This is a genomic window from Gilliamella sp. Occ4-3, from assembly GCF_001690675.1.
Taxonomy (GTDB): Bacteria; Pseudomonadota; Gammaproteobacteria; order Enterobacterales; family Orbaceae; genus Gilliamella; species Gilliamella bombi.
On sequence record NZ_LZHR01000061.1, the window covers coordinates 12,950 to 37,467 of the forward strand.

20 protein-coding genes, 2 tRNA genes, 2 rRNA genes and 1 pseudogene are annotated in these 24,518 nt (G+C 35.1%); 17 read left to right on the plus strand and 8 right to left on the minus strand.

Annotation, left to right across the window (positions count from 1 at the left end; genetic code table 11):
• Positions 1 to 10: 10 nt before the first annotated feature.
• From A9G44_RS06995 to miaB, 3 genes are all read right to left on the minus strand, one after another.
• Complete coding sequence (locus A9G44_RS06995) at positions 11 to 1,045, minus strand: PhoH family protein (protein ID WP_065610013.1); 1,035 nt, start codon at positions 1,043 to 1,045, stop codon at positions 11 to 13.
• A 25-nt stretch (positions 1,046 to 1,070) separates the two neighbouring features.
• The gene (locus A9G44_RS07000; protein WP_034911954.1) at positions 1,071 to 1,550 is read right to left on the minus strand and encodes a hypothetical protein; all 480 of its coding nucleotides are present in this window, start codon (positions 1,548 to 1,550) and stop codon (positions 1,071 to 1,073) included.
• Positions 1,551 to 1,629: 79 nt separating this feature from the next.
• Positions 1,630 to 3,057, minus strand: coding sequence for a tRNA (N6-isopentenyl adenosine(37)-C2)-methylthiotransferase MiaB (miaB, locus tag A9G44_RS07005; protein WP_065610015.1), 1,428 nt, complete (start codon positions 3,055 to 3,057; stop codon positions 1,630 to 1,632).
• A 301-nt stretch (positions 3,058 to 3,358) separates the two neighbouring features.
• Here miaB and A9G44_RS07010 point away from each other — a divergent pair, with 301 nt between their 5' ends.
• Positions 3,359 to 4,594, plus strand: coding sequence for an N-acetylmuramoyl-L-alanine amidase (locus A9G44_RS07010; protein ID WP_065610017.1), 1,236 nt, complete (start codon positions 3,359 to 3,361; stop codon positions 4,592 to 4,594).
• A gap of 43 nt (positions 4,595 to 4,637) precedes the next feature.
• On the opposite strand, the gene rsmG is transcribed toward A9G44_RS07010, so the two are convergent.
• The gene (gene rsmG, locus A9G44_RS07015) at positions 4,638 to 5,237 is read right to left on the minus strand and encodes a 16S rRNA (guanine(527)-N(7))-methyltransferase RsmG (RefSeq protein ID WP_065610019.1); all 600 of its coding nucleotides are present in this window, start codon (positions 5,235 to 5,237) and stop codon (positions 4,638 to 4,640) included.
• A complete protein-coding gene (mnmG, locus tag A9G44_RS07020) occupies positions 5,215 to 7,107 on the minus strand; it encodes a tRNA uridine-5-carboxymethylaminomethyl(34) synthesis enzyme MnmG (RefSeq protein ID WP_065610021.1) in 1,893 nt (630 codons plus the stop codon). Before mnmG ends, rsmG begins: the two co-directional genes overlap by 23 nt.
• Before the next feature lie 572 nt (positions 7,108 to 7,679).
• On the opposite strand from mnmG, the gene hda reads away from it, so the two are divergent.
• On the plus strand, positions 7,680 to 8,363 hold the full coding sequence (hda, locus tag A9G44_RS07025; RefSeq protein WP_080702332.1) for a DnaA inactivator Hda: 684 nt from the start codon (positions 7,680 to 7,682) through the stop codon (positions 8,361 to 8,363).
• Between the two features lies 1 nt (position 8,364).
• Positions 8,365 to 9,144: a Cof-type HAD-IIB family hydrolase gene (locus A9G44_RS07030; protein WP_034911936.1), complete on the plus strand. Its 780-nt coding sequence runs from the start codon at positions 8,365 to 8,367 to the stop codon at positions 9,142 to 9,144.
• A 23-nt stretch (positions 9,145 to 9,167) separates the two neighbouring features.
• Here A9G44_RS07030 and A9G44_RS07035 read toward each other — a convergent pair whose 3' ends face one another.
• The 3 genes from A9G44_RS07035 to tusB form a co-directional block, all read right to left on the minus strand.
• Complete coding sequence (locus tag A9G44_RS07035; protein ID WP_065610023.1) at positions 9,168 to 10,274, minus strand: anhydro-N-acetylmuramic acid kinase; 1,107 nt, start codon at positions 10,272 to 10,274, stop codon at positions 9,168 to 9,170.
• 4 nt (positions 10,275 to 10,278) lie between these two features.
• Complete coding sequence (locus tag A9G44_RS07040) at positions 10,279 to 10,842, minus strand: Sua5/YciO/YrdC/YwlC family protein (protein WP_034911928.1); 564 nt, start codon at positions 10,840 to 10,842, stop codon at positions 10,279 to 10,281.
• Positions 10,843 to 10,954: 112 nt separating this feature from the next.
• The gene (tusB, locus tag A9G44_RS07045) at positions 10,955 to 11,236 is read right to left on the minus strand and encodes a sulfurtransferase complex subunit TusB (RefSeq protein ID WP_034911926.1); all 282 of its coding nucleotides are present in this window, start codon (positions 11,234 to 11,236) and stop codon (positions 10,955 to 10,957) included.
• A gap of 130 nt (positions 11,237 to 11,366) precedes the next feature.
• On the opposite strand from tusB, the gene tsaE reads away from it, so the two are divergent.
• The 14 genes and pseudogenes from tsaE to A9G44_RS07115 all read left to right on the plus strand — a co-directional run.
• Positions 11,367 to 11,837, plus strand: a complete 471-nt coding sequence (tsaE, locus tag A9G44_RS07050; protein WP_034911922.1) for a tRNA (adenosine(37)-N6)-threonylcarbamoyltransferase complex ATPase subunit type 1 TsaE — start codon at positions 11,367 to 11,369, stop codon at positions 11,835 to 11,837.
• A 65-nt stretch (positions 11,838 to 11,902) separates the two neighbouring features.
• Positions 11,903 to 12,607, plus strand: a pseudogene (locus A9G44_RS07055) (N-acetylmuramoyl-L-alanine amidase); the annotation flags it as partial.
• A 20-nt stretch (positions 12,608 to 12,627) separates the two neighbouring features.
• The gene (mutL, locus tag A9G44_RS07060) at positions 12,628 to 14,484 is read left to right on the plus strand and encodes a DNA mismatch repair endonuclease MutL (protein ID WP_065610027.1); all 1,857 of its coding nucleotides are present in this window, start codon (positions 12,628 to 12,630) and stop codon (positions 14,482 to 14,484) included.
• Positions 14,477 to 15,388 (plus strand): tRNA (adenosine(37)-N6)-dimethylallyltransferase MiaA, encoded by a 912-nt coding sequence (gene miaA, locus A9G44_RS07065; protein WP_065610028.1) that lies wholly within the window; start codon positions 14,477 to 14,479, stop codon positions 15,386 to 15,388. Before mutL ends, miaA begins: the two co-directional genes overlap by 8 nt.
• Positions 15,389 to 15,673: 285 nt before the next feature.
• Positions 15,674 to 15,919: an RNA chaperone Hfq gene (gene hfq / locus A9G44_RS07070; RefSeq protein ID WP_034911910.1), complete on the plus strand. Its 246-nt coding sequence runs from the start codon at positions 15,674 to 15,676 to the stop codon at positions 15,917 to 15,919.
• A gap of 19 nt (positions 15,920 to 15,938) precedes the next feature.
• On the plus strand, positions 15,939 to 17,234 hold the full coding sequence (gene hflX / locus A9G44_RS07075; protein ID WP_065610030.1) for a ribosome rescue GTPase HflX: 1,296 nt from the start codon (positions 15,939 to 15,941) through the stop codon (positions 17,232 to 17,234).
• Between the two features lie 23 nt (positions 17,235 to 17,257).
• The gene (hflK, locus tag A9G44_RS07080; RefSeq protein WP_065610032.1) at positions 17,258 to 18,481 is read left to right on the plus strand and encodes an FtsH protease activity modulator HflK; all 1,224 of its coding nucleotides are present in this window, start codon (positions 17,258 to 17,260) and stop codon (positions 18,479 to 18,481) included.
• A 10-nt stretch (positions 18,482 to 18,491) separates the two neighbouring features.
• Positions 18,492 to 19,451, plus strand: coding sequence for a protease modulator HflC (gene hflC, locus A9G44_RS07085; RefSeq protein WP_065610033.1), 960 nt, complete (start codon positions 18,492 to 18,494; stop codon positions 19,449 to 19,451).
• 19 nt (positions 19,452 to 19,470) lie between these two features.
• A complete protein-coding gene (locus A9G44_RS07090) occupies positions 19,471 to 20,769 on the plus strand; it encodes an adenylosuccinate synthase (RefSeq protein ID WP_065610035.1) in 1,299 nt (432 codons plus the stop codon).
• 78 nt (positions 20,770 to 20,847) lie between these two features.
• Positions 20,848 to 22,029 (plus strand): formate-dependent phosphoribosylglycinamide formyltransferase, encoded by a 1,182-nt coding sequence (purT, locus tag A9G44_RS07095; RefSeq protein WP_065610038.1) that lies wholly within the window; start codon positions 20,848 to 20,850, stop codon positions 22,027 to 22,029.
• A 299-nt stretch (positions 22,030 to 22,328) separates the two neighbouring features.
• Positions 22,329 to 23,866, plus strand: a 16S ribosomal RNA gene (locus A9G44_RS07100).
• A gap of 58 nt (positions 23,867 to 23,924) precedes the next feature.
• Positions 23,925 to 24,001: transfer RNA gene (locus A9G44_RS07105), tRNA-Ile, on the plus strand.
• A gap of 56 nt (positions 24,002 to 24,057) precedes the next feature.
• Positions 24,058 to 24,133, plus strand: a tRNA-Ala gene (locus A9G44_RS07110).
• Between the two features lie 250 nt (positions 24,134 to 24,383).
• A 23S ribosomal RNA gene (locus tag A9G44_RS07115) occupies positions 24,384 to 24,518 on the plus strand; the annotation flags it as partial.

Below are 24,518 nucleotides of genomic sequence, written 5' to 3' on the forward strand. Positions count from 1 at the left end.
TAGTACTCCTCTAAATACTTCTTTCTGTATGCTGCAACTTATGTTGCATATGTTGCTGTTCTTCCCATTTTTCGTAAGCATTAACAATTCTAGCAACTACTGGGTGGCGCACGACATCTTCACTATTAAAAAAATTAAAACTAATTTCATCAACTTGGCTTAATACTTCTATTGCATGACGTAACCCAGATTTTTGATTACGCGGTAAATCGATTTGAGTAATATCACCTGTTATTACCGCTTTCGAATTAAAGCCAATTCGAGTTAAAAACATTTTCATTTGTTCAATCGTTGTATTTTGGCTTTCATCAAGAATAATAAATGCATCATTTAATGTTCGTCCACGCATATAAGCGAGTGGCGCCACTTCAATCACACTTTTTTCAATTAATTTTTCGACTTTTTCAAAACCTAACATTTCAAATAAAGCATCATAAAGTGGACGTAAGTAAGGATCCACTTTTTGGCTTAAATCGCCTGGTAAAAAGCCAAGTTTTTCACCAGCTTCGACTGCTGGTCGAGTTAGTACAATACGACGAATCTGTTGTTTTTCGAGCGCATCAACTGCAGCGGCTACCGCTAAATAAGTTTTACCTGTTCCAGCAGGCCCTATACCAAAAGAAATGTCGTAATCCAAAACATGAGCTATGTATTGTGCTTGGTTCGCTGTTCGGGGTTTGATTATACCTCGCTTAGTTTTTATCATCACTAGCTTTCCGCCTTGATGATCAACATAACTAGGTAAGTGTTCACTCACTTTTTCAAGCGCACCTGTCTCTTTGATAGCTAAATGAATTTGTTCTGGTTCAATATCAATTATTTTGTCTTTGATTTTGGTTTGTTTATAAAGAGATTGCAAAATATCAATAGTCGCTCGAACACAAATATCATCACCAGTTATTGAAAATAAATTACCTCGATGATTAATTTCAATACCAAGCCGACGTTCTAACTGTTTTATATTGTCATTATAAGGACCACAAAGACTATTAAGCCGCTGATTATCAGCGGGCTCAAGTATGGTTTCTTGTGTTGTAATATTCAAAAATAAAACCTCTATTCAATTAATTTTAATTGCTCAGACGCTGTTCACATAAAGAACATTTTTCAACGCCTTTTATAAAATCCATTTTACATTGATGACAAGAAACTATATTTCCGTTAACAACATTATTTACTGCACTTGTTGATTGATTTTCATCAAATCCTTGTGATTTCAATTTATTAACCAACATTGAAATAGGTGTTCCACTTTTTAACTCTTGTTCAACATATGAAGCTATTTGTTCTTCAAATGTTGGCGGTACATAGTCGAGCACATTTTCGTTATAATCGTTATTGCATTGATTACATTTTATATAACGACCTAAGGTAGAGTAACTAAAAATAGGAATAAAAAATAATGTAAAATATTTTGCTACTTTTATTTGTGTGTATTTCTGTTGTTTTTCGTCAGTAGTAATATTTTGTTGTGAGCAACAATTAGGACAATTAAATTGTCCACCACGTTCGTTGACTTCTCTTCCACGAGTACCAAAAATAATAAACATTTTTTCTTTCCTATTTTCTTATTTAATAACTTTTTAATTTCTATTTAAAATAAATAACTAAATATTTTACGTTTTGTTTTTATGGTTGATAAATACCAACACCTAAATCATTTTCCTTTCGGGTTCGAGATATAACTGACATTGGTGATTCGCTTACGCGTAGATCCATTTCATCTTCAGTTCTAACTACTTTGCCACGCAATGAATTTGGATAAACATCGGTAATTTCAACATCAACAAATTTACCAATCATTTCAGGGCGACCTTCAAAGTTAACAATTCTATTATTTTCAGTTCGGCCTGTTAATTCCATAAGATCTTTTTTGGATGGACCTTCAACCAAAATGCGTTGCACGGTATTTAACATACGACGGCTAAATTGCATAGATTGTTGGTTAATTCGCTCTTGAAGAATGTATAGTCTTTGTTTTTTTTCTTCTTCCGAAACATTATCTTCCATTTCAGCAGCTGGCGTACCTGGACGTGCTGAATAGACAAAACTGTAACTTAAATCAAAATTAACATCGGCAATTAACTTCATGGTTTGTTCAAAGTCTTCTTGTGTTTCACCTGGAAAACCAACAATAAAATCGGAGCTAATTTGAATATCTGGTCGTACTTTGCGTAGTTTTCGAATAATTGATTTATATTCAAGTGCAGTATGCGTACGTTTCATTAAGTTTAATACACGATCTGATCCACTTTGTACTGGTAAATGTAAAAAATTTACTAGTTCTGGTGTGTCACGATAAACATCAATAATATCATCTGTAAATTCGATTGGATGGCTAGTTGTAAAACGAATACGATCTATACCATCAATGGCTGCAACTAAGCGTAGTAATTCAGCAAAGGAACAGATATCACCATCGAATGTCGGTCCACGATATGCATTTACATTTTGACCTAATAGATTGACTTCACGTACACCTTGCTCAGCAAGCTGAGCTATTTCATAAATAACATCATCACAAGGTCGACTAACTTCTTCACCTCGAGTGTAAGGAACTACGCAATAAGTACAATATTTATTACATCCTTCCATAATTGAAACAAATGCAGTTGGGCCTTCACTACGAGGTTCTGGTAGGCGATCAAATTTTTCTATTTCAGGAAAGCTTACATCAACCACATGATTACCTTTACCACTTCTAACTTGCTCAATCATTTCTGGTAATCGGTGAAAGGTCTGAGGTCCAAAAATAATATCCACAAATGGTGCTCGTTTGCGAATGTGGGCGCCTTCTTGTGAAGCAACACATCCCCCTACACCAATAATGATATTTGGGTTATTTTTTTTAAGATTCTTCCAACGTCCTAATTGATGAAAGACTTTTTCTTGGGCCTTTTCTCGAATAGAGCAAGTATTAAGTAATAAAATATCTGCTTCTTCGGCATTTTCAGTTAAAGTTAAACCGTGGGTAGATTCAAGGAGATCTGCCATTTTTGTTGAGTCATACTCATTCATTTGACAGCCCCAAGTTTTGATATGTAGTTTTTTGCTCATCAATAACTCAGCTATAATTTAATTGTTAAAATGAAAACGGGTTTAAATCCGCGATTTTAGCGTGCTATATTGTAATCTTTTGTTATTATAGGGTCTATAACAAAATAAAAATGACAACTCAAAACAAGGTTGTTTTTATTATTTAATTTTATAATCTTTTTTATTATAAAAATTGATTAATAATTTAGAACAGACTATTTACAAAAATAACAGTCGATTATGATAATCATTCTTTTTAATATCCCTTTAGTTTATGCTATTATCAGCAACTAATTTTGATAATAAATAAAGTTTTTAAGGTATGAAAAAAACATTTAGCCCAACAAAGCGCCTATTAATAAAAGGTATTATTGCTACATGTTTGTTATCCGTCACTCGTGTAGGCTTTGCCGCAGCAATGGCGCAAGTTATTGCTGTGCGTGTTTGGCCTTCATCAACTTATACAAGAATTACTTTAGAATCAAATATTAGCTTAAAATATAAGCACTTTTTATTAAGTAATCCTAATAGGATCGCTATTGATATTAACAATGTTAATCTAAATCCAATTTTAAAAAATATCTCATCGAAAGTATTAAAACACGACCCTTATATTAAATCTATACGCGTTGTTCAACGAGATCCAAAGACAGTTAGAATTTTGGTCGAATTAAAACAAGGTGTTCAACCGAATACTTTTACCTTATCGCCGATAGCAAAATTCAAACATCGTTTAGTTATGGATCTTTATCCATCTAAACCAGCTTCAAGCACAGATGATGACCCTTTACTTGCGCTTTTAGAAGAATATAAAAAAGGTGATCTCAATAAAAAGCAATCTGGTATAAAAACACCAACCAATAAGAGTAAAAATGCTCCCGTTATTGTCGTGCTTGATCCTGGACACGGTGGAGAAGATCCTGGCGCTATTGGCTACAATAAAACACGTGAAAAAGATATTGTTTTGCAAATTGCACGTCGTACTTATAATTTACTTAAGAAAGAACCGAATATAAAAGTCTACATGACCCGTAATGAAGATGTTTTTATCCCATTAAAAGTACGAGTTGCTAAAGCTCGTTCACTCCATGCAGATCTATTTATTTCTATTCATGCAGATGCTTTTGCTAATCGTTCTGTCGGTGGTTCATCTGTGTTTGCATTATCAACAGGTGGAGCAAGTAGTTCTGCAGCCAGTTATTTGGCCCAAACTCAAAATGAAGCAGATCAAATAGGCGGTGTTAGCCGTAGTGGCGATAAATATTTAGATAATACCATTTTAGATTTGGTTCAAAAAACAACATTAAATAATGGTGTATTACTTGGTAATGCTATTTTAAATCGAATGAAAAGAGTCAATAAGTTACATAAACCATCACTTGAAAAAGCAGGTTTTGCGGTGTTAAAAGCACCCGATATTCCATCTGTTTTAGTCGAAACAGCCTTTATTAGTAATATTACTGAAGAAAAAAAATTAAAGACTGTTTCATTCCAAAATCAAGTATCTAAATCAATTGTTGATGGTATTAAAGATTATCTGAAAAAACGCAAAAATTAAATTTATAAAAAATTTCAGAACAGCTTGTATTTAATTACAAAAACTATTGTATAATAATTAAACACCTTTCAGCATCTAATTCTGGTATAGTCAATTTTATATTTTGTTTAAGTGTAAAACCATCAGCAATAGGATCTATATCGCTTCCTTTTAAAGCATAAAAAAATCCTTGTTCATTAGGAAGATGTTTACACCAATTAAGCATGTCTTGCAATGAAGCAAATGCTCGGCTAATAACTCCATCAAACTTTTTATCATTATACTCTTCTATTCGGCTTTGTATTGGGTTTATATTAGTTAGCTTTAATTCAAACTGAACTTGTTTTAAAAATCGAATACGCTTACCTAAACTATCCACTAAATCAAATTGTTTATCGGGGTTAATAATTGCTAGTGGAACACCTGGTAAACCAGGACCAGTTCCAACATCAATAAAAGTTTTGCCAGTTAAATAGGGCGATACAACTAAACTATCCATGATATGTTTGATTAACATTTCATTAGGATCTCGTACAGCTGTTAAGTTGTAAGTCTTATTCCATTTGTTAAGCATTTCAACATAATGGATCAATTGATCTATTTGTGATTCTGAGATCAAAAGATCCGTTTGATCTATTAGATTAATGAGTTTCTTTTTTAACATAATTTTTCTTTTTTAAATAAACTAGTAACATTGAAATCGCAGCAGGAGTAATTCCTGATATACGCGAAGCTTGTCCTATTGAAATAGGTTTATGTTGTTTTAATTTAGCCACAACTTCGTTCGATAAACCCGATATTTCAGCATAATCAATATGCTCAGGAATAAGCGTTTCTTCATTGCGTTTTTGACGTTCAATTTCTTCTATTTGCAGTTTTATATATCCATCATATTTAACTTGAATTTCAACCTGTTCCGCAGCCTGTGCGTCGGACAATCCAGGAGCAAATAATGAAAGCGATTTCAATGTGTTATAACTCATTTCAGGTCGCTTAAGTAACTCTTCTCCATTGGCTTCTTTAGTCAAATTAGCACTTAACACGGCATTTACTTCGTCAATGCTTTCAATATGAGGATGTACCCATATATCACGTAATCTTGCTCTTTCTTGTTCAATAGCTTCAAATTTTTCGTTAAAACGTTGCCAGCGATAATCATCAACCATACCTAGCTTGCGGCCAATCTCAGTTAAGCGAATATCAGCATTGTCTTCACGTAACATTAAACGATATTCAGCACGCGAGGTAAACATGCGATAAGGTTCGTTAGTACCAAGAGTACAAAGATCATCAACTAATACCCCTAAATAGGCTTGATCACGGCTTGGATACCATTGATCTTGATCATATGCAAAACGTGCTGCATTTAAACCAGCAAGCATTCCTTGAGCTGCGGCTTCTTCATAGCCAGTTGTTCCGTTGATCTGTCCTGCTAAAAAGAGACCTTTAATAACTTTACTTTCAAGTGTTGGTTTAAGATCCCTTGGATCAAAATAATCATATTCGATCGCATAACCAGGTCTGACAATATTAGCATTTTCTAATCCTTTCATACTGCGTACAAATGCTAATTGTGTATCAAATGGTAAACTTGTTGAGATCCCATTTGGATATATTTCGTTGCTATCTAATCCTTCAGGTTCTAAATAGATCTGATGAGAATTACGATCCGCAAAACGCATAATTTTGTCTTCAATAGATGGGCAGTATCTTGGACCAACTCCTTCTATAACACCTGTATACATGGGACTACGATCTAAACTATTTCGGATGATCTCGTGCGTTGTTTCGTTAGTGCTTGTTATATAGCAAGGAATTTGTTTAGGATGTTCGTTTGCATTACCTAAAAATGAGAATACAGGAACAGGATCATCACCATATTGTGTACCTAATTTTGAAAAATCAATTGTTCTAGCATCAATTCGTGGTGGTGTACCAGTTTTTAATCGTCCCATTCTAAATGGATATTGATGAAGTGATTTTGATAAGCCGATCGAAGCAGGATCGCCTGTACGTCCACCACTATAATTATTAAGTCCTATATGGATCTTTCCGTCTAAAAAGGTACCTGTTGTTAATACGACTGTTTTAGCTTTAAAGCATACTCCCATTTGGGTTTTTACACCTACGATCTGATCGTTTTCGATGATCACATCTTCAACAGATTGTTGAAAAAGCATTAAATTTTCTTGATTTTCAAGTGTAGTTCGGATCACTTTGCAATATAGTGATCGATCTGCTTGTGCTCTTGTAGCCCTAACTGCAGGTCCTTTACTGCTATTTAAGATCCTAAATTGGATCCCAGTATGATCGATAGCGTGTGCCATTAAGCCACCCATTGCATCAATTTCTTTTACCAAATGACCTTTGCCTATACCACCAATGGCAGGATTACAAGACATTTGTCCTAATGTATTGATATTATGGGTTAAAAGTAGTGTTTTTCGCCCCATTCTTGCTGATGCCATTGCTGCTTCTGTTCCTGCATGACCGCCACCAACAATGATGACATCAAAAAGATCTGGATAAAACATAAAAAGCCTCGTATTTTTTTGTGTATAGATGATCGCTAATTTAGATCGGGAGATTTGATTTATTCAGGGTAGGAGATTTTACTCATCTTTTTGGTTACGTCAAATGATCTATTAGGATCGCGTTCTAAATAAAATAAGATCTTTTAGATGATTTTTTTATTTTTATTATTATTAGATCGGATCCTTTTTGTTGATAACTCTTTTTTGTGATTATTTTATAGGATCTTATCGATCTGTTCATTCTGTTAATTGATCGGATCTTTTTTTGTTTAAACTTGTGTATAACTATTATTTTTATCCACAACTGTTTTCTATTTTTAAGTTGTTAGTGCGATCATAACAGCTTGTTATCCTAATTTTTAACAGAGTTATCCACAAAAATTAAGTTTGATCGCTTAATTTTTAACTTTTTGTTGTTTTTATTTTAAACAACACTTTTTGATCGTTTTATTGTTTTTTGTTTTATTTTTTTATTAACTGTTATCTGTTTGTCTTTTTGTATAAAAGTGATTGATTTTTATAAAAGCAAATTTATACTTAATATGATTTTATTTGTATTGTGAGGTTACTTTATTACTCTTTCACAGTTACCTTTGCCTTTTCCATTATCTAATAATGAAACTTTTGATAGTTTTTATGTAGGTAATAATCGGTTATTGTTTGATTCATTGCAAACCTTGTTAGGTAAAGAGGGATTTAATGTCTTTTATATATGGGCGGCTAGCGTTGCAGGCCGAACTCACCTTTTACATGCGTCAAGCCAAAATAAATTAGCTAGTTATATTCCATTAAAACAGCATTACCATTTGGTACCTGAAATTTTACAGGGATTAGAAAATTATGATTTAGTCTGTCTAGATGATATTGATGCAATAGCAGGTCATAGAGATTGGGAAGAGGCTATTTTCGATTTATTTAATCGTTTGACAGAAAAAAATGTGAGTAAATTATTGATAACCGCAAATGCACCACCTAAACAAATTTCTTTTATATTGCCTGATCTAGTTTCTAGATTATCTTGGGGGCAGGTTTATCAATTAAAAGAACTTAGCGATGATGACAAGCTTAAAGCTTTGCAATTGAGAGCGCAATTAAGTGGATTTGAACTATCAACAGATGTTGGGTTATTTTTATTAAAACGTGTTAATCGCGATATGCGTACATTATTTTCTTTATTAGAAAAGTTTGAAGTAGCAACGTTAGCACAACAACGAAAGCTAACTATTCCTTTTATTAAAAATATTTTGGATTTGTAATATGAGTCATAAACCTGAAGCTATTGTTTTTTTTGATTTAGATGGAACATTGTTTAATAGTCAAATTGATGTTTTGTCCAGTTCCCTTGATGCTATAAAAAAATTAAAACATAATAATGTTATTCCAGTGATAGCAACTGGTCGAACACCTTGTGAAGTTGCTGATTTAATGCAAAAGACTCAAATTGATTCAATTATCGGTATGAATGGGCAAGTTGTTTTATACAAAGGCGAAAAGGTTTTTACTAATAATATTGATAAAGATGTAATAATAAAAATACATCGGTATTCTAAGCAAGAAACGAATATTCCTTTATCTTTTTATAATGATGAAATGATGTGTATATCTGAGTATAGTCAACCAGCCGAGAAGTTTTATCATTATCTTAAGCAACCAGTTCCTCCTGTTGATGATCAGGTTTATTTAAAATCACCTATCCAGATGCTTTTATTACTTTGTGAATCTGGAGAAGAGCTTTATCGAGATGTTTTCCCTGAACTAACCTTTATTCGTAATACCCCTTACTGTGTTGATGTTTTTAATCATGGTGGCTCTAAAGGTTATGGTATTACTCAGTTATTAAAAAATAAAGGGTTTACCGATGTGCCAACTTATGCATTTGGTGATGGTATGAATGATTTTGAAATGTTCCTAACCGTTGATCATCCTATTGCTATGGGTAATGCAGTTGATGAATTAAAAGCAAAAGCCGAGTTTGTTACAGATACTAATAATAATGATGGTATTGCTAAAGCGTTACAAAAATTTGGGTTGATTTGATCGATATTTATATATTTTTTAGTTTATTTATAAATAACCCCCAAACACACAGCTTGGCTTGCGCCAGTTACCTCTGGAATATTTGATGGAATATTGTTGATTCGGCAATAAGCAAGCCAAGCAAAGGCTATTGCCTCCATATCGTCTCCATTTATACCTTTTGTATCGGTTGTTAATACTGACCATGATGGTAATAATGCTGATAATCTTTGCATAATAAGTGGATTTTTAGCACCTCCGCCACAGACTAAAAGCTCGCAAGGTAATTTTTTTAATATAGATAATTTGTTGATCTCATTTGCAATTGATAAAGAGGTTAATTCAACGAGCGTTGCTTGAATATCTTCTGCTTTAAAATCCGTCCCTATTAATTTTTTATGTAACCATGGTAAATTAAATAACTCTCTCCCTGTACTTTTAGGTGCTGGTATTTTGAAATAATCTTCATCAAATAATTTATTCAATAAGTCTTGATTAACTTTTCCTGTTTTTGCCCACAGTCCATTTTTATCATAGCTTTTACCTAGGTTTTGATTTATCCAGCAATCAAGCAGTACGTTTCCTGGACCTGTATCGTAACCAATAACAGTATGGTTAGGAATTAATACTGAAATGTTACTAATTCCTCCTATATTCAATATTACACGATTAATTTGTGGATCTTGTAGCACCGCTTTATGAAAAGCGGGTACCAGTGGTGCTCCTTGCCCGCCATAAGCCATATCTTTTCGACGAAAATCAGCTATGGTGGTTATGCTTGTTTTTGCTGCGATAATATTGGCATCGGCAATTTGTAAGGTGAATGGATTTTTACCGTTTGGTGAATGGTAAATAGTTTGTCCGTGGCAACCAATTGCTTTTATTTGTTGTTTATCAATTTTATTGTCTTTTAAAAATTGATTGATACTATCGGCAAATAATTCACCAAGTTGATGGTCTAATTCACCCAAATTTTGTAATGTGGTTTGCTTTGTTTCACATAATGTTAATAGTTGCTGTTTTAAGTTGGTGGGCATTGGGTAGCAACTACTAGCTATTGATGTGACATTTTTTGCGGTAATATTAACTATAGCAATATCAATTCCATCCATGCTGGTTCCCGACATCACACCAATATATAAATTTTGCATATATCTATCCTTGTCGAATAATGTTACCTGTTTGAATATCTCTGATTTGAGATGGCTGCAATCTATTACCTGCTTTGCCTGCTAAAATCGGAAAATTTTGGCCAAATTGTTTGGCTACTTCTATGGCTGTTTTACAAGGAGGATAACTCGATAAATTAGCACTGGTTGAAACTATTGGTTTGCCATAAAGATCGCATAGTTTACAAACTAAAGGGTGATTGGTGACTCGTACTGCTATGGTGTCGAATTTACCAGTCAAAAAATAAGGTGTTTTTTTATTTTTAGGAAAAACCCAAGTAATAGGACCTGGCCAACTAGTAAGTGCTAACTGTTTTTGTTCATTGGTAATAGCTAATTCATCTACATAAGGAGTCAATTGTTGGTAATGGCTAGCAATTAAAATTAAGCCTTTATCTACTGAACGCTGTTTTAGTTGTAACAGTTTTAATACGGCTAATTCACAATCAGGATCACACCCTAGACCGAAAACGGCCTCGGTAGGGTAAGCAATCACTTCACCATTTTTTAAATAATTATTGATTTCCGATAGCGTTAATAAATTAGCCATAAATTTGAATACAAGCTGAGTTCAATTGAGATTTATATTAAACTTAGGTTTTAGGTTTTGCAAATTTGCATGATTCGTGCTTTTTAAAACTGGGTAGCATTATGCCCTATGGTTATTCCCAGTTCATTTGTGGAAAATGGTTAGTTGTAAGTTCAACAACTTGTTGCATATTGATAATTTTAAGCCTTGAATCAATAATTTTGCTTATTCCTCGAGCCTCTATATCGCTGTTGATGACGTAACAGTGTTTGGTTTTTTTTATAATATCATTTAATAATGGATTATTTTGTATAGCCAGAATAACGCCATTTTGCCAGAACAATACAACATCTTGAGCTGATATTAATTGTGGATTTATGGCTGATTGGTTTGCTGTTGATATAGTATGTAGCATTATTTTCACTTTTTATACTGAAACGTATAGTTACCTGAAACTTTTTTACAAAATCAAGCTCATTTTGGTTAGTACATCTTTGATGTTATTAGTATATAATAAGAACCATTTATTGAGCAAAGAATTCATCATGAAATCAGTTATTTTAAGCAATGAGCAACAAACGATTTTGTTTGGCAGTAAACTTGCCAAATTGTGTTTAAACTATTTGTCTAAACATGATGATACAATTATTATCTATTTAATTGGCGATCTTGGTGCAGGTAAAACAACTTTTAGTCGCGGTTTTTTGCAACAATTAGGTCATGTAGGTAACGTAAAAAGTCCAACTTATACATTAGTTGAGCCATACCAATTTGATGATTTTTCAGTTTACCATTTTGATTTATATCGGCTTTGCGATCCAGAAGAGTTAGAGTTTATGGGGATTCGTGAATATTTTTCTTCGCGATCAATTTGTTTGATTGAGTGGCCACAGCAAGCAAATGGGATCTTGCCAAGCGCTGATCTTGAAATTCATTTGACTTATTTGGCGCTTGAACGTACTGCTTGCGTTCAGGCAATAAGCGAAAAAGGCAGTGAGATTATTAATCTATCATAATTGAAATAAACAATATAAAGACAATGAAAAAACTATTCACTTTTTTTATCTTATTACTGCTTTGTAGTTCTGCCTATGCAGCTAAAGTTGTGATTGCCGTTGATGCAGGGCATGGTGGTAAAGATTCCGGCGCAATAGGGAAAAATAAGTTATATGAAAAAACAGTTACGCTTTCTATTGCTAAAAAACTTACCAATTTACTAAATAAAGATCCTAATTTTAAAGGGGTATTAACCCGTAGTAGTGATAATTTTATTTCTGTTTCACAACGCTCTGAAATCGCTAGAAAAAATAAAGCTAATTTGTTAGTTTCAGTTCACGCCGATGCTGCACCAAATCGGAATGCAACTGGTGCTTCGATCTGGGTATTGTCAACTAAGCGAGCTGACACAGAACTTGGCCGTTGGCTTGAACAAGATGAAAAACAGTCACAATTACTTGGTGGGGCAGGAGATGCGCTTAGCGATGATCATGATCCTCATTTAAGTCAAGCTGTATTAGATCTCCAATTTTCTTATTCTCAACGAGTGGGGTATGAGTTAGCAAAACAAGTATTAAAAGAAATGAAAGGGATGACAAAGCTACATAAATCTGCTCCAGAACATGCAAGCTTAGGGGTATTACGTTCACCAGATATTCCATCAATTTTAGTTGAAGTTGGTTTTATCTCTAACGAAGGTGAAGAACGCTTACTAAGTAGTAATGCTCATCAAAATAAGATTGCGAAAGCTATCTATCAAGGTATAAAAAATTACGTTAAACAAAATCCAAAATTTGGAGAACAGCATTAATGGCAATTCATATTCTTTCTCCTCAATTAGCAAATCAAATTGCTGCTGGTGAGGTGGTAGAACGTCCAGCATCAGTCATTAAAGAGTTGGTTGAAAATAGCCTTGATGCGGGAAGTACTCAAATTGATATTGATCTTGAGCAAGGCGGCTGTAAATTAATTCGTATTCGAGATAATGGTTGCGGTATTGCTAAAGATGAATTAGCACTGGCGCTTGCTCGTCATGCGACAAGTAAAATCAGCAAGTTAGATGATTTAGATTCTATTATTAGCCTTGGATTTCGTGGTGAGGCGTTGGCGAGTATAAGTTCAGTTGCAAGATTGACATTAACTTCACGCACAGCAGAACAAACTGAAGCTTGGCAAGTTTATGCTGAAGGACGGGATATGGAGTCGGTGATTAAACCTGCTGCACATCCTGTTGGCTCGACTGTTGAAGTACTTGATTTGTTTTACAATACGCCTGCAAGACGCCGTTTTTTAAAAACAGAAAAAACCGAATTTATGCATATTGAGGAATTTGTTCGGCGTATTGCGCTTGCACGTCCTGATGTTACTTTTAATTTGCAGCATAATGGTAAACTTGTTAAGCAGTACCGTTCATCTACCCTTGAAAAAAGGGTAGAATTGGTATGTGGACGAGTATTTATGCAAAAAGCAGTCAAATTAGATTGGCAACATGATGATTTGTTCATTCAAGGTTGGGTAACAAGTAGTGAAGTTAGTAATTTGCAATATTTTTATGTTAATGGTCGAGTTATCAAAGATAAATTACTTAATCATGCATTGCGACAAGCCTATATAAGACGTGCGAATGAACAGCAAAGTTATGTGGTGTTTTTACAAATTGATCCAAAACAAGTTGATGTTAATGTTCACCCTGCTAAACATGAAGTCCGTTTTCATGAGGCAAGATTGGTTCATGATTTCGTTTATCAAGCTATAGTTATGGCTCTTGAATCGGATTTATCTGTAACAGATGAAAAAGTAACAATAACACCTAATCGGCAAGCAGCTGGAGAAAATATCTTTAATCAAAAGACGATTTCTAAGCCTTATCAAGCTAGTAACCAATTACCCAAAAAACCTAGTAATTATGCTAAAGAAAATGCGTTGTATGGTCAGTTAGTTAGTGTTGAATCTCCTTCTCAAAATATTGCACAACTTGAGCCAGAAAAGCCATTTTTATCGGTAGAAGAAAATGAAATAACTGAATCTCAAAAAGCGGTTATTGAATCATTATTTCCTAAACGAAATTCACCGTTGCAATCACTACAACAGCAGCTTGATAATTCATTATTAGTGACATTTGGACGGGTGTTAACTATTATTCAACCTGATATTGCATTGCTTGAAAAAAATGAAGATAATCAACAAAAATTAATGTTGATGAAGTTGCCTATTGCTCAGCAAAAAGTCGTTGCTATTAAGTTATTGTCACAAGATTCTGAAAAATTGCTTATCCCATTAACAATTTTAATTAATAATAAAGAGCAGAAAATCCTTTCTTCTTATCAGCCGCAACTAAATTTTTTAGGTTTTGATTTTTATATTGATAAAGCAAAGCTGTATTTGCAAAATGTTCCTAAAATGTTGCGCACTATCAATTGGCAACAATTATTACCCGCTTTAATTGCTTTTATTTCTGATTCAAAAAATGAAGTTTTAGATCCAACGCAAATAGCGGCTTGGTTAGCTAATCAGTATTATGATAGTGTTACGATGAACTGGAGTGTAGTAAAAGTCATTCAGTTATTAGCTCAACTAGAAAAAGTGGATATTAATCTTTTACAACAAGATTCGTTTTTATACCCAATTGATATGCAATCTTTAACTCAATCGATTTATCATGAATAAACCAAAAATTATTTCGTTAATGGGGCCAACAGCATCTGGTAAAACGGCATTTGCTATGGCGCTTTATGATCATTATCCTATTGATATTATTAGTGTCGATTCAGCTCTAATTTATCGTGGTATGGACATTGGTACTGCAAAACCGACTAAAGAAGAGCAACAAAAGTATCCACATAAATTGATTGATATTTGTGATCCTGCAAAAAGTTATTCGGCAGCTAATTTTAGACATGATGCTATTGTGGAAATTGAAAAAACACTAAAAAAAGGGCGAATTCCATTGTTAGTTGGTGGGACAATGCTCTATTTTAAGGCTTTAATTGAAGGGCTTTCACCGCTTCCTGTTGCTAATAGCGAAATTCGTGAGCAAATAGAGGAAAAAGCCAATAAATTAGGTTGGCAAGCAATTCACGAAGATCTAAAAAAAGTCGATCCAATTTCAGCTGAACGAATTCATCCTAACGATCCTCAGCGGCTTAATCGCGCTTTAGAGGTTTATTTAATTTCAGGCAAAAGTTTAACTGAACTTATACAAGAAAGTGGGGAAACATTACCATACGATGTTATGCAATTTGCTATTATGCCACAAGATCGGTCGCAATTACATGAACGTATTGAACAACGCTTTTTACAGATGTTGGATCAAGGATTTGAAAATGAAGTCAAAGCACTTATGCAGCGATCGGATTTACATTTAAATTTACCTTCTATGCGTTGTGTTGGATATCGTCAAATGTGGGAGTATTTAAATGGCAATACAAGTTATGATGAAATGGTTTTTAAAGGAATTTGTGCTACTCGTCAATTAGCTAAACGACAAATAACATGGCTTCGCGGTTGGAAGCAACCTATAACATGGTTAAACAATGATAATATGGATGCAATTTTCCGAAACGTATTCTAAGCGATAATTTTTATAGTGGTTTAATAATATACAATTGTAAGTTTTTTGTAGGTAAAATTATGTATATTAGTGTCATTATTTAGTATTTTTTTTACCTTTTTAGTTTAAATTTGTTAAAATTTTAGTTATTTGTGCATTAATTATAGTTGATTGGTTCAAGAGAAGCTTTTTTTATGTTATTTTGGTAGATACTAAAGATGTATCTGAAATAGTATGTAAAATACATTAATTATTTATAAATGTATTTATTTTATCTTAATATAATTATTTTTAAAGGATAAACTCATGTCAAAAGGGCAGTCATTACAAGATCCTTATTTAAATTTGCTTCGTCGAGAGCATATTCCTGTCTCAATCTATTTAGTTAATGGTATTAAATTACAAGGGCAAATTGAGTCATTTGATCAATTTGTGATTTTGTTAAAAAATACTGTAAGCCAAATGGTATATAAACATGCTATCTCGACAGTCGTACCATCTAGACCTATTTCTGGATTGGTATCTCAAGCCGAAGAGGAAAGCGAAAGCTGAATTTCAGTGGAGAATCTGATTGTTTGAGAGATATAAAGGCGGTGAATCTGCCTTATTAGTCCATGTATTCTTCCCTCAAGAAAGCAATATCGAGGATCTTAAAGAGTTTGAAATTTTAGTTTCTTCGGCTCAAATAGATATTCTCGATATTGTAACAACCTCAAGAAAAGCACCTCAAACCAAATATTTTGTAGGTGAAGGTAAGGCTCAAGAAATAGCAGAAAAAGTTAAACAGCTCAATGCTTCTGTTATTTTAGTAAATCATTCATTAACTCCCTCCCAAGAACGTAATCTAGAGCAATTGTGCAAATGTCGTGTTGTTGATAGAACCGGATTGATTCTTGATATTTTTGCTCAAAGAGCCAGAACACATGAAGGTAAATTACAGGTCGAGTTAGCACAGTTAAAACATCTTTCGACTCGTTTAGTTAGAGGTTGGACGCATTTAGAACGTCAAAAAGGTGGGATAGGTTTACGTGGTCCAGGTGAAACTCAATTAGAAACTGATAGAAGGTTGATTCGTCAACGGATTCAATTAATTTTATCAAGACTTGCTAAAGTTGAAAAACAGCGAAATCAAAATCGTCAATCACGAAATAAAGCAGATCTATCAACAGTCTCTTTTGTTGGCTACACGAATGCAGGTAAATCAACATTATTTAATGTGTTAACAAATGCTGATGTATATGCTGCTAATCAGTTATTTGCTACACTCGATCCAACACTTCGTCGAATTATTGTTGATGATGTAGGTGAAGTTGTTTTAGCTGACACGGTTGGTTTTATTCGCCATTTGCCACATGATTTAATCGCGGCTTTTAAAGCAACGTTATTAGAAACTCAACAAGCTGCATTGTTATTACATGTTGTTGATGCAGCAGATCCTAATTTATTAGATAATATGCATGCTGTTGATGAAGTTTTGCACGAAATTGATGCGCACGAACTTCCAACATTACTTGTTATGAATAAAATCGACTTGATAGAAGGCAAACAACCAAGTATTGATAGAGATGAAAACGGTATACCAATTCGTGTTTGGATTTCAGCGCAAAATAGTTTAGGATTAGATCAATTATTTATCGCTTTAAAAGAAAGGCTAGCTAAGCAAATACAAGTTTGCCACTTAAACTTACCTGCTTATTTAGCAAGATTAAGAAGTCGTTTATATCAGTTAAATGCGGTAGAAAATGAATTTATTAATGAGGATGGTAGTTTTCATCTAGATGTGAGAATTCCCTCTATAGAATGGAATCGCCTCTGTAAACAAGAACCAGATCTGTTATACTTGATCAATAAGCAAAATAACAACTAATTATCAAATGGAGCATATACAATATGGCGTGGAATCAGCCCGGCAATAACGGACAAGATAACGACCCATGGGGGAATAATAAAAAAAAGCCAACTAATCATTCATCTGATGGTTTATTTGATAAAGTTAAAAAATTATTAAAAAAAAATAATTTCGGTAATAATAATGGTTCCTCTGGAATTAAATTGCCGATGAGTACAACTAAAATTATCATATCTATAATTGCTTTACTTGTTCTAGTTTGGGCAGGAAGTGGATTTTATACCATTAACCAAAATCAACGTGGTGTAATTACTCGCTTCGGTCAAGTTCAATCTGAAATCATTCAACCAGGACTAAATTGGAAGCCAACTTTAATCGATAAAGTGTATATTGTTGATACACAGGGTATTCGAAATTTTAACGAAAAGGGACTTATTGTTACAGCTGGTGAAAATTTGGTTTTTGTTGATATAAATGTGCAATATAGTGTCAGCGATCCTTTAAAATATTTATTTAATGTCACTAATGTAGAAGATAGTTTGCGCCAAGCTGCCGATAGCGCCCTTAGAACGGTGGTGGCAAGTTCAAATATTGATGCGATAATTTCTGATGAACGTTCAGCTCTAGAACGTAGCACTAAAGATGAGTTAGTTAATATCATTAGTCCCTATGATATGGGTATTAATATTGTTAATTTGAATTTTCAAGTTGCTCGTCTACCAGATGAAGTGAAAGGTACTGACAATAAAACGCTTCATTCTCAAGACGATAGTGAGAGAGAAATCAAACAAGCTGAAGCTGATAAGGTGAAAAAAATTCAGCAAGCAGAAGAACGTTCAGCAGGAATTTTAGCTGATGCTAATGCATATAAGGTTAGAGTAGAACTTGAAGCTGCAGGTGATGTGGCCAGTTTTGAAAAAATCTTACCACAATATAAAGTAGCACCAGAAATTACTAAAGAACATTTATATATTGAAACTATGGAAAGAGTATTAACCAAAACTAATAAGATTATAGTGAATGATAAAAGTGGAAATTTGATGGTGTTACCGTTAGAAGCACTATTAAAAAATAAGAGTGAAAAAAATTCTCAAACAATGACGTTATCAAACCAAAATAGTGAATATAATTCCAATATGCTGAGCTCGTCTGAAACAGTAAAAGAACAGCCTAAATCAAAGCTGGAATTATCAAAAGAAAATAACACTAATAACACCATTAAAGTTGGCGAGACTACGCGGACTCCACGGTTTATGGGAAGATAAGGAGAAAAGCATGCGCAAATTATTGGTTCCTATAGTATTAATTTTGATTGGTGTGTTTTTTTCTAGCGCTTATGTTATTGAAGAAGGTACTCGTGGAATAGTTTTACGGTTTAATAAAATTATAGGATTATCTGAACCTGGATTACATTTTAAATTTCCAGGAATGGATAATGTAAAAATTGTTGATGCTAAAATCAAAACAACAAATAGTCCTAATAATGTCGGTCAAGAACAAAAATTTAGAACACGTGAAAATAAAGATTTAGTTGTTGATTATTTTGTACAATGGAAGATTGTTGATTTTAATCGATATTATGAAACTATTGCTAGTGGTAATAGTATTGATAACTTGTTACTTGCTCGATTAAATAGCTGTTTAAGAGCAGAAATTGAAAAATTAAATATCATTGATGTTGTTAATGATACAAATAATAGCTCTCATAATTCTATAGTCTCTCGTGTAAAGAATAATTTAAATAGCACTATTAAAGAATTGGATAAAAGTAATTCGATTGAAAAGCAAGTTAATAAAGATGAAAAAGCTTTAGATGTTAATCAAGCAAGTATGAGACCGTTCGGTATTGAAGTTATTGATGTCCGCTTAAAGAAAGTTAATTTTCCTCAAGAAATATCTAATTCTATTTATGAGGAAATGAAAGCAGAAAGAAATAATATTGTCCAAAATCAACATTTTAAAGGTGTTAAAAGAGCTGATGAAATACGAGCAGAGGCTACATTAGAAGTAACCAAAATATTATCTGAAGCTGAACGTCAATCTCGATCTATTCGTGGTGAAGGTGATGCAAATGCAATCAAACTTTACGCTGATGCTTTTGGTAAAGATATAGAGTTTTTTAGCTTTATACGAAGGCTAAAAGCTTATGAACGAAGCTTTACAGATAATGATATTGTAGTTATTAGTCCTGATAGTGAATTTTTTAAATATATGAAATTAAAATCTGATAATTAACAAAATGAGTAAATAGTCTATGAGTAATAATGTTGTTGTGTTAGGTACACAATGGGGTGATGAAGGAAAAGGTAAGGTTGTTGATTTACTTACGGAAAAAGCGAAGTATGTTGTTCGCTATCAAGGCGGGCATAATGCAGGTCATACATTAGTTATTAATGGTGAAAAAACAGTATTACACTTAATTCCATCAGGAATTTTACGTAATGATGTTATTAGCATTATTGCTAATGGTGTAGTGCTTTGTCCTGACGCTTTGATGAAAGAGATGAAAGAGTTAGAAAATAGTGGAATTCCTGTTAGGGAAAGGCTCCTTATCTCTGAATCATGTCCTCTAATTTTGCCTTACCATATTGCATTAGATCAAGCTCGAGAAAAAGCTCGTGGCAATAAAGCTATTGGAACAACAGGGCGTGGTATTGGTCCTGCTTATGAGGATAAAGTTGCTCGCCGTGGACTTCGAGTTGGTGATTTACGTGATCGTCAAGCTTTTGCTGAAAAACTAAAAGATGTGATGGAATATCATAATTTCCAATTAGTCAATTATTACAAAACCGAAGCTGTAGATTATCAAAAAGTTTTAGATGCTACGTTAGCTATGGCTGATATTTTAGTTGCTATGATTGCCGATATTCCTGCGCTTTTAGAAGATGCACGAAAAAAAGGCGAAAGAATTATGTTCGAAGGTGCACAAGGTACATTACTTGATATCGATCATGGTACTTATCCTTTTGTAACTTCTTCTAATACTACTGCTGGTGGTGTGGCAACGGGATCTGGTTTTGGTCCGCGTTATGTTGGCTATGTGTTAGGTATTGTTAAAGCTTACTCTACGCGTGTTGGTGCAGGCCCATTCCCTACAGAGCTATTTGATGAAGTTGGTGAGTATCTTTGTAAACAAGGTAATGAATTTGGTGCAACAACAGGTCGTCGCCGTCGTACTGGATGGCTTGATGCAGTTGCTGTGCGTAAAGCGGTACAACTTAATTCTGTTTCAGGATTTTGTTTAACTAAGCTTGATGTGTTAGATGGGCTGAAAGAAGTAAAAATTTGTGTCGGTTACCAATTACCAAATGGTGATGTTATCAAAAATGCTCCAGCTGCCGCTGAAGAGTGGAGCTTAGTTAAACCTGTTTATGAAACTATGCCAGGTTGGAGCGAATCAACTTTTGGTATTAAAAGCTATGATGCACTGCCACAAGCAGCAAAAGCTTATATCAAAAGAATTGAAGAGTTAACCGAAACACCAATTGATATTATTTCAACAGGTCCGGATCGCAATGAAACCATGATTTTACGTGATCCTTATCAAGCTTAATATTGATTAAAAAATCGGGATAATTTTCCCGATTTTTTATTTCTTGAGATATAACGATTAACTGTGTATGAGGGAATTATGGCTAAATTAGGTACTCCTTTATCACCGACTGCAACTAAAATATTACTGTGTGGTGCAGGAGAATTAGCTAAAGAAGTGGCGATTGAATTACAACGTTTTGGCTGTGAAGTTATTGCAGTTGATCGATACGCTAATGCGCCAGCAATGCAAGTAGCTCATCGGTATCATATTGTTAATATGCTTGATGGGGATGCTCTAAGAAAAGTCATTGAAGTGGAAAATCCCGATTATATTGTTCCAGAAATTGAAGCTATTTCCACATCTACATTAGTTGAGTTGGAAAAAGAAGGATTTACTGTTATTCCAACAGCAAAAGCAACGCAATTAACAATGAATCGTGAGGGGATTCGTCGTCTTGCTGCAGAAGAATTAAAACTACCCACTTCACCTTACCGTTTCGCTGAAAACGAATTTGAATATGAACAAATGGTAAAAGAGATCGGTTTTCCATGTTTGATTAAGCCAGTTATGAGCTCTTCGGGTAAAGGTCAATCTTTATTGCGTAGTGAAGTAGATATTAAATCTTCATGGATATATGCTCAAGAGGGAGGGCGCTCTGGTGGAGGTAAAGTAATCATAGAAGGTTTTATTGATTTTGATTACGAGATTACTTTGCTGACTGTTCGGCATATTAACGGAGTTTCATTCTGCGAACCAATTGGCCATCGTCAAGAAAAAGGTGATTATCGAGAATCTTGGCAACCTCAGCAGATGCCTGAAAAAGCATTGAAAAAAGCGAAAAATATTGCAACTAAAATAACAGAAGCATTAGGTGGGCGAGGAGTATTTGGTGTTGAATTATTTGTTAAAGGGGAGCAAGTATGGTTTAGTGAAGTATCACCTCGCCCTCATGATACGGGTATGGTGACGTTAATTTCACAAAACTTATCTGAGTTTGCATTACATGCTAGAGCAATATTAGGATTGCCAATTCCAATTATAGAACAATATGGTGCTTGTGCATCATCAGTCTTATTAATAGAAGGTAATTCAAAACAAATAACTTTCGCTAATATTGATAAAGCATTAAGCGAACCGCAAACTGATTTACGTTTATTTGGTAAACCAGAAGTAAAAGGAACAAGAAGAATGGGTGTTGCGTTAGCTAGAGCATCGACAGTTAAAGAGGCTACTAATAAAGCTATTAATGTGACAAAACAGCTAAAAATAACCCTATAATGCCTAAATTTGTGTAAAAAGCAGTCATTCAACACAAAAAAATAAAAATTTCTAAAATAGGGGTTGACGTTCACAAGTGAAGTGAGTAATATACGCAACCCTTGAGACAGCGAACTAAATCAACAAAAGGTTGATAAGGAACATAAGCTGTCAGCTCTTTAAAAATAAGAAACAGACAATCTGTGTGGGCACTTGCGAGACGAAAGATTAAAGTCTACGGACTAAAAAATTAAGTCTTGATAAGTGACACTGAAGATTCATTTGAATATGTCAGAGACAGTTATTGAGCATCAAACTTTAAATTGAAGAGTTTGATCATGGCTCAGATTGAACGCTGGCGGCAGGCTTAACACATGCAAGTCGAACGGTAACATGAGTGCTTGCACTTGATGACGAGTGGCGGACGGGTGAGTAAGGTATGGGGATCTGCCGAATGGAGGGGGACAACAGTTGGAAACGACTGCTAATACCGCATAAAGTTGAGAGACCAAAGCATGGGACCTACGGGCCATGCGCCATTTGATGAACCCATATGGGATTAGCTAGTTGGTGTGGTAAAGGCTCACCAAGGCGACGATCTCTAGCTGGTCTGAGAGGATGACCAGCCACACTGGAACTGAGACACGGTCCAGACTCCTACGGGAGGCAGCAGTGGGGAATATTGCACAATGGGGGGAACCCTGATGCAGCCATGCCGCGTGTATGAAGAAGGCCTTCGGGTTGTAAAGTACTTTCGGTGATGAGGAAGCTGATGAATCTAATAGGTTTATTAATTGACGTTAATCACAGAAGAAGCACCGGCTAACTCCGTGCCAGCAGCCGCGGTAATACGGAGGGTGCGAGCGTTAATCGGAATGACTGGGCGTAAAGGGCATGTAGGCGGATAATTAAGTTAGGTGTGAAAGCCCTGGGCTCAACCTAGGAATTGCACTTAAAACTGGTTAACTAGAGTATTGTAGAGGAAGGTAGAATTCCACGTGTAGCGGTGAAATGCGTAGAGATGTGGAGGAATACCGGTGGCGAAGGCGGCCTTCTGGACAGATACTGACGCTGAGATGCGAAAGCGTGGGGAGCAAACAGGATTAGATACCCTGGTAGTCCACGCTGTAAACGATGTCGATTTGGAGTTTGTTGCCTAGAGTGATGGGCTCCGAAGCTAACGCGATAAATCGACCGCCTGGGGAGTACGGCCGCAAGGTTAAAACTCAAATGAATTGACGGGGGCCCGCACAAGCGGTGGAGCATGTGGTTTAATTCGATGCAACGCGAAGAACCTTACCTGGTCTTGACATCCACAGAATCTTGTAGAGATACGAGAGTGCCTTCGGGAACTGTGAGACAGGTGCTGCATGGCTGTCGTCAGCTCGTGTTGTGAAATGTTGGGTTAAGTCCCGCAACGAGCGCAACCCTTATCCTTTGTTGCCATCGATTAGGTCGGGAACTCAAAGGAGACTGCCGTTGATAAAGCGGAGGAAGGTGGGGACGACGTCAAGTCATCATGGCCCTTACGACCAGGGCTACACACGTGCTACAATGGCGTATACAAAGGGAGGCGACCTCGCGAGAGTAAGCGGACCTCACAAAGTACGTCTAAGTCCGGATTGGAGTCTGCAACTCGACTCCATGAAGTCGGAATCGCTAGTAATCGTGAATCAGAATGTCACGGTGAATACGTTCCCGGGCCTTGTACACACCGCCCGTCACACCATGGGAGTGGGTTGCACCAGAAGTAGATAGCTTAACCTTCGGGAGGGCGTTTACCACGGTGTGGTTCATGACTGGGGTGAAGTCGTAACAAGGTAACCGTAGGGGAACCTGCGGTTGGATCACCTCCTTACGAAGTGCTCGTAAGTGTTCACACAGATTGTTTGTTTAGAAGAAAGAGTCACTTTATTGGGTCTGTAGCTCAGGTGGTTAGAGCGCACCCCTGATAAGGGTGAGGTCGGTGGTTCAAGTCCACTCAGACCCACCAATTCAATCTTGGTTTTGCTGGTTTTGGCTTTAACGGGTTGAAGAAGTGAAAACAATGGGGCTATAGCTCAGCTGGGAGAGCGCCTGCCTTGCACGCAGGAGGCCAGCGGTTCGATCCCGCTTAGCTCCACCATTAAAGAAGTCTCTTTTAAAAAAATTATGTTTGTATTTGCTTGATTTAGTGGTTAAGTGAATAGAAAGATAAAGCTCTTTAACAATTAGGAACAAGCTGAAAGAAACGAGTTCTCGTTTTTACGAAAGACTTTTAATTATAGGTTGAGTTAAAGTTTATTGAACTTTGATTGAACAATCTATAAATGAAAAGAGAATAAGTAAGAAAGAGAAGAAAGCGTAATTTAAACCAAGACAACTGTGAGTTGTAAGGTTAAGAAATTAAGCGTACACGGTGGATGCCTAGGCAATCAGAGGCGAAGAAGGACGTGTTAATCTGCGAAAAGCGACGGTAAGCTGATAAAAAGCGTAATAGCCGTCGATGTCCGAATGGGGAAACCCAGTGT

Excerpts from the sequence above, each read along its gene's own strand:
- A9G44_RS07000 (WP_034911954.1), bottom strand. The coding sequence starts at position 1,550 with ATGTTTATTATTTTTGGTACTCGTGGAAGAGAAGTCAACGAACGTGGT.
- miaB (WP_065610015.1), bottom strand. The coding sequence starts at position 3,057 with ATGAGCAAAAAACTACATATCAAAACTTGGGGCTGTCAAATGAATGAG.
- A9G44_RS07010 (WP_065610017.1), top strand. The coding sequence starts at position 3,359 with ATGAAAAAAACATTTAGCCCAACAAAGCGCCTATTAATAAAAGGTATT.
- rsmG (WP_065610019.1), bottom strand. The coding sequence starts at position 5,237 with ATGTTAAAAAAGAAACTCATTAATCTAATAGATCAAACGGATCTTTTG.
- mnmG (WP_065610021.1), bottom strand. The coding sequence starts at position 7,107 with ATGTTTTATCCAGATCTTTTTGATGTCATCATTGTTGGTGGCGGTCAT.
- A9G44_RS07030 (WP_034911936.1), top strand. The coding sequence starts at position 8,365 with ATGAGTCATAAACCTGAAGCTATTGTTTTTTTTGATTTAGATGGAACA.
- A9G44_RS07035 (WP_065610023.1), bottom strand. The coding sequence starts at position 10,274 with ATGCAAAATTTATATATTGGTGTGATGTCGGGAACCAGCATGGATGGA.
- A9G44_RS07040 (WP_034911928.1), bottom strand. The coding sequence starts at position 10,842 with ATGGCTAATTTATTAACGCTATCGGAAATCAATAATTATTTAAAAAAT.
- tusB (WP_034911926.1), bottom strand. The coding sequence starts at position 11,236 with ATGCTACATACTATATCAACAGCAAACCAATCAGCCATAAATCCACAA.
- tsaE (WP_034911922.1), top strand. The coding sequence starts at position 11,367 with ATGAAATCAGTTATTTTAAGCAATGAGCAACAAACGATTTTGTTTGGC.
- mutL (WP_065610027.1), top strand. The coding sequence starts at position 12,628 with ATGGCAATTCATATTCTTTCTCCTCAATTAGCAAATCAAATTGCTGCT.
- miaA (WP_065610028.1), top strand. The coding sequence starts at position 14,477 with ATGAATAAACCAAAAATTATTTCGTTAATGGGGCCAACAGCATCTGGT.
- hfq (WP_034911910.1), top strand. The coding sequence starts at position 15,674 with ATGTCAAAAGGGCAGTCATTACAAGATCCTTATTTAAATTTGCTTCGT.
- hflK (WP_065610032.1), top strand. The coding sequence starts at position 17,258 with ATGGCGTGGAATCAGCCCGGCAATAACGGACAAGATAACGACCCATGG.
- hflC (WP_065610033.1), top strand. The coding sequence starts at position 18,492 with ATGCGCAAATTATTGGTTCCTATAGTATTAATTTTGATTGGTGTGTTT.
- A9G44_RS07090 (WP_065610035.1), top strand. The coding sequence starts at position 19,471 with ATGAGTAATAATGTTGTTGTGTTAGGTACACAATGGGGTGATGAAGGA.
- purT (WP_065610038.1), top strand. The coding sequence starts at position 20,848 with ATGGCTAAATTAGGTACTCCTTTATCACCGACTGCAACTAAAATATTA.